Annotated in this window: 4 protein-coding genes; 3 read left to right on the forward strand and 1 reads right to left on the reverse strand. The window is 63.3% G+C overall.

What is annotated here, in order from left to right; all coding sequences use genetic code 11:
• Positions 1-803, forward strand: an 803-nt coding sequence (locus tag KBA32_RS16830) for a GGDEF domain-containing protein (RefSeq protein WP_294361435.1), incomplete at its 5' end; no start/stop codon positions are given.
• A gap of 25 nt (positions 804-828) precedes the next feature.
• Here KBA32_RS16830 and KBA32_RS16835 read toward each other — a convergent pair.
• On the reverse strand, positions 829-1,254 hold the full coding sequence (locus KBA32_RS16835) for an Lrp/AsnC family transcriptional regulator (protein WP_294361438.1): 426 nt from the start codon (positions 1,252-1,254) through the stop codon (positions 829-831).
• 123 nt (positions 1,255-1,377) lie between these two features.
• Between KBA32_RS16835 and KBA32_RS16840 the strand changes: the two genes are divergently transcribed.
• Together KBA32_RS16840 and KBA32_RS16845 are read left to right on the forward strand one after the other, a co-directional pair.
• Positions 1,378-2,457 (forward strand): ornithine cyclodeaminase, encoded by a 1,080-nt coding sequence (locus tag KBA32_RS16840; RefSeq protein ID WP_294361440.1) that lies wholly within the window; start codon positions 1,378-1,380, stop codon positions 2,455-2,457.
• Between the two features lie 155 nt (positions 2,458-2,612).
• Positions 2,613-2,906, forward strand: coding sequence for a hypothetical protein (locus KBA32_RS16845; RefSeq protein WP_294361442.1), 294 nt, complete (start codon positions 2,613-2,615; stop codon positions 2,904-2,906).
• The last annotated feature ends 133 nt before the right edge of the window (positions 2,907-3,039 follow it).

Genomic DNA, 3,039 nt, shown 5'->3' on the forward strand with positions numbered 1-3,039 from the left:
CCTGGCACGCGATGTCGATGAGCATCATGCTCGTCGTCGTGCACCTCTTCATCCCCAATTCCTTCGTCAATGCGACGGCCGTGTCGATCGCGACGACGCTGGTCTTCAGCCTGCTCGCCATCCATGTTGGTGCGTTGAGCGTCTCCGATACATTGACGATGACCATGCTGCTGGTGCTCGTTAACACGGTCGGCATCATCGCCGCGCACCGCTACCAGTGCCTTGGCCGACGGCAGTTCCGCGCGCAGTCGATCCTGCGCCACCTCAGCTTCCGCGATCACCTGACCGGCTGCTACAACCGGCGCTACATGGAAGAGCACCTGCTCGAACAGGAAGTCGAACGCGCCTCGCGTTACCCGGCCTGGCTGACGGTGATCATGTGTGACCTCGACCACTTCAAGGTGATCAACGACACCTACGGCCATCCGACCGGCGACGTCGTCCTCCAGCACTTTGCCGGACTGCTGCGCGCCGCCTGCCGCGACCACATCGACAGCGTCGTTCGCTACGGCGGCGAGGAGTTCATGCTGATCCTGCCGGAGACCGACCTGCGCGGCGGCGTCCGCCTGGCCGAACGTCTGCGCCGCGCAATCGCCGACGAACCGGCTTATCGCGACGAACGTCGTGCGATCAGCGTCACCGCCAGTTTCGGCGTCGTCGCCGCCGATTTTTCCGTGGCCGGCATGGGCGGTGACCCGAGAACGCTCATCACGCGCGCCGACGAGTTGCTCTATCGCGCGAAGAGCGCCGGCCGCGACCGCGTCGAGTCTGACGAATTCGCGCGCGCACCGATGGTCGCCTGAGCGGGCGGCGACCACGCGCAGCCTGTCACGACAGGCGATACGTCTGCAGGTGAATGCTCGTCTCGGTGCTGCTGATGCCGCGCACGAGACGGATGCGTTCGAGCACTTGCGACAATTCGGAGAGATTGGCGGCGCGTAGCTCGGCGAGCAGGTCCCAGCGGCCGTTGGTGTCGTGCAGGCTGGCGACGCCGGGCTCGCCGAGCAGGCTCGCAATGACGGCGCGCGTCTCGTTGCCCTCGACCGCGATACTCATCCAGGCACGGATCTCGTTCGGTTCCGCATCGGGACGCAGGCGCACGGTGTAGCCGACAATGACGCCCGCGTCTTCCAGCCGTGCAATGCGGTTGGTCACCGTTCCTCGCGATACCCCCAGCTTCTGTGCCAGCGTCGCGATGCTGGCACGCGCATCCTTGCGCAGGAGGGAGAGCAGCTGCTGATCGGTCGCATCCATTTTGGCATTTCGTTAGATTGCATTGTCGAAATGGTAGATGTTTGCTGAAAAGCAATCAATGTTGACGATTCAAATTGCCGCTCGGACTTGAGACACTCGAAGCAAGTCCACCAGAGCCGCATCATGAAGACCGAAGCCAACGTCAAAACGCAATTCCTCAGCGCTGAAACCGTCGCCCATCTCGTCAGCACCCTCGGCATTGCGGCGTGTCTGCGCGGCGTCGCCGACTACCTTCACGCTGACTATTTGCGCTGGGAAGCGTTCGACAAGTCCGCGCGCGTCGCCAGCCACTCGGCCGATGGGGTTATCGAGCTGATGCCGATCTCCGACGGCGCGCACTATACCTTCAAGTACGTGAACGGGCACCCGAAGAATACGGCGTTCGGCCTGCCGACCGTCATGGCCTTCGGCGTGCTGGCCCGCGTCGACACCGGCACGCCCGAGGTGCTGAGCGAGCTGACGCTGACCACGGCGATCCGCACGGCCGCCATGTCGGCGCTCGCCGCGAAGGTGTTGGCAAGGCCGGACAGCCGGCGCATGGCGCTGATCGGCAACGGCGCGCAGAGCGAATTCCAGGCGTTGGCGTTTCATCACCTGCTCGGTATCGAGGAGATCCGCCTCTTTGACATCGACCGCGCGGCGACGGTCAAGCTGATGCGCAACCTGGCGCACACCGACTTGCGGCTGCGCGTCTGCGCCAGCGTGCAAGAGGCCGTGCGCGGCGCCGACATCGTGACCACCGTGACCGCCGACAAGGCGAGCGCGCGCATCATCACCGCGGACATGCTCGAACCCGGCATGCACATCAACGGCGTCGGCGGCGACTGCCCGGGCAAGACGGAAATGCACCCCGACGTGTTGAACGGCGCCTTGGTGTTCGTCGAATACGAGCCGCAAACGCGCGTCGAAGGTGATCTGCAGCAGATGCCGGCCGACTTTCCGGCGACCGAGCTCTGGTGCGTGTTCGCCGGCAAGGCACCGGGCCGCATCGACGAGCGGCAGGTGACCTTGTTCGACTCGGTCGGTTTTGCACTGGAGGATTACTCGGCCCTGCGCTTCATGCGCGACTCGGCACGAGCCCTTGGCCTCGGCCAGACGATCTCGCTGATTCCAACGATGGCCAACCCCAAGGATCTGTTCAGTCTCGTTCGTCCATCGGTGGTGGCGAGCGACGCCGGAACGAAGATGAGCCGCGTCGCCTGAACGGAATCGGGCCTGAAGGCCGGGTTCCGCGAAAACGATCGTCGACGCTGAGGGTTTCTGCCCACCGTCTGTACGCCATTGGCAAGGTTGGGCTACGATAACCGCCCGGGCGCTGCCCTGGACGGTACGCTGGAACTCAGCTCGAAAGGCTCAACATGAAAACGATCTTCGCTTTGCTGGCACTGTCGGTTTCGACGGCCGCATCTTCCGCCTGCTACATGATTTATTCGCCGTCGAACGAACTGGTATGGCGGGGAACGGCGGCGCCCGTGCGCATGGACGCTGTCTCGCTCAAGGACGAGATCCACAAGATGGTGCCCAGGGGGCATATGGTGGTGAGCAGCGAGATGACGAGTTGCTATGCAATGGACCTGACGACGCCGAGAAAGACGATGAGCGACAAGGCCGGGGAGATCAAGTACGACCGCGGAACGCCTTCGTTCAAGTAAGGCGGTGCGCCAAAATAAAAAACGGCCCCCAATTCTGGAGGCCGTCTCTACGTGGAGTGGGTGCGACCCACACATTGATTATCGTCCATCGTGCACGTACTCTTCTTCGACGGGCTTCGATTCCCGAACGTCG

Origin of the sequence: Propionivibrio sp., assembly GCF_017995515.1 — a bacterium.
In the GTDB taxonomy this organism is placed as follows: Bacteria; Pseudomonadota; Gammaproteobacteria; order Burkholderiales; family Rhodocyclaceae; genus Propionivibrio.

What these genes read in the sequence shown, in the direction of transcription:
- KBA32_RS16835 (WP_294361438.1), bottom strand. Translation starts at nt 1,254, where the DNA reads ATGGATGCGACCGATCAGCAGCTGCTCTCCCTCCTGCGCAAGGATGCG.
- KBA32_RS16845 (WP_294361442.1), top strand. Translation starts at nt 2,613, where the DNA reads ATGAAAACGATCTTCGCTTTGCTGGCACTGTCGGTTTCGACGGCCGCA.
- KBA32_RS16840 (WP_294361440.1), top strand. Translation starts at nt 1,378, where the DNA reads ATGAAGACCGAAGCCAACGTCAAAACGCAATTCCTCAGCGCTGAAACC.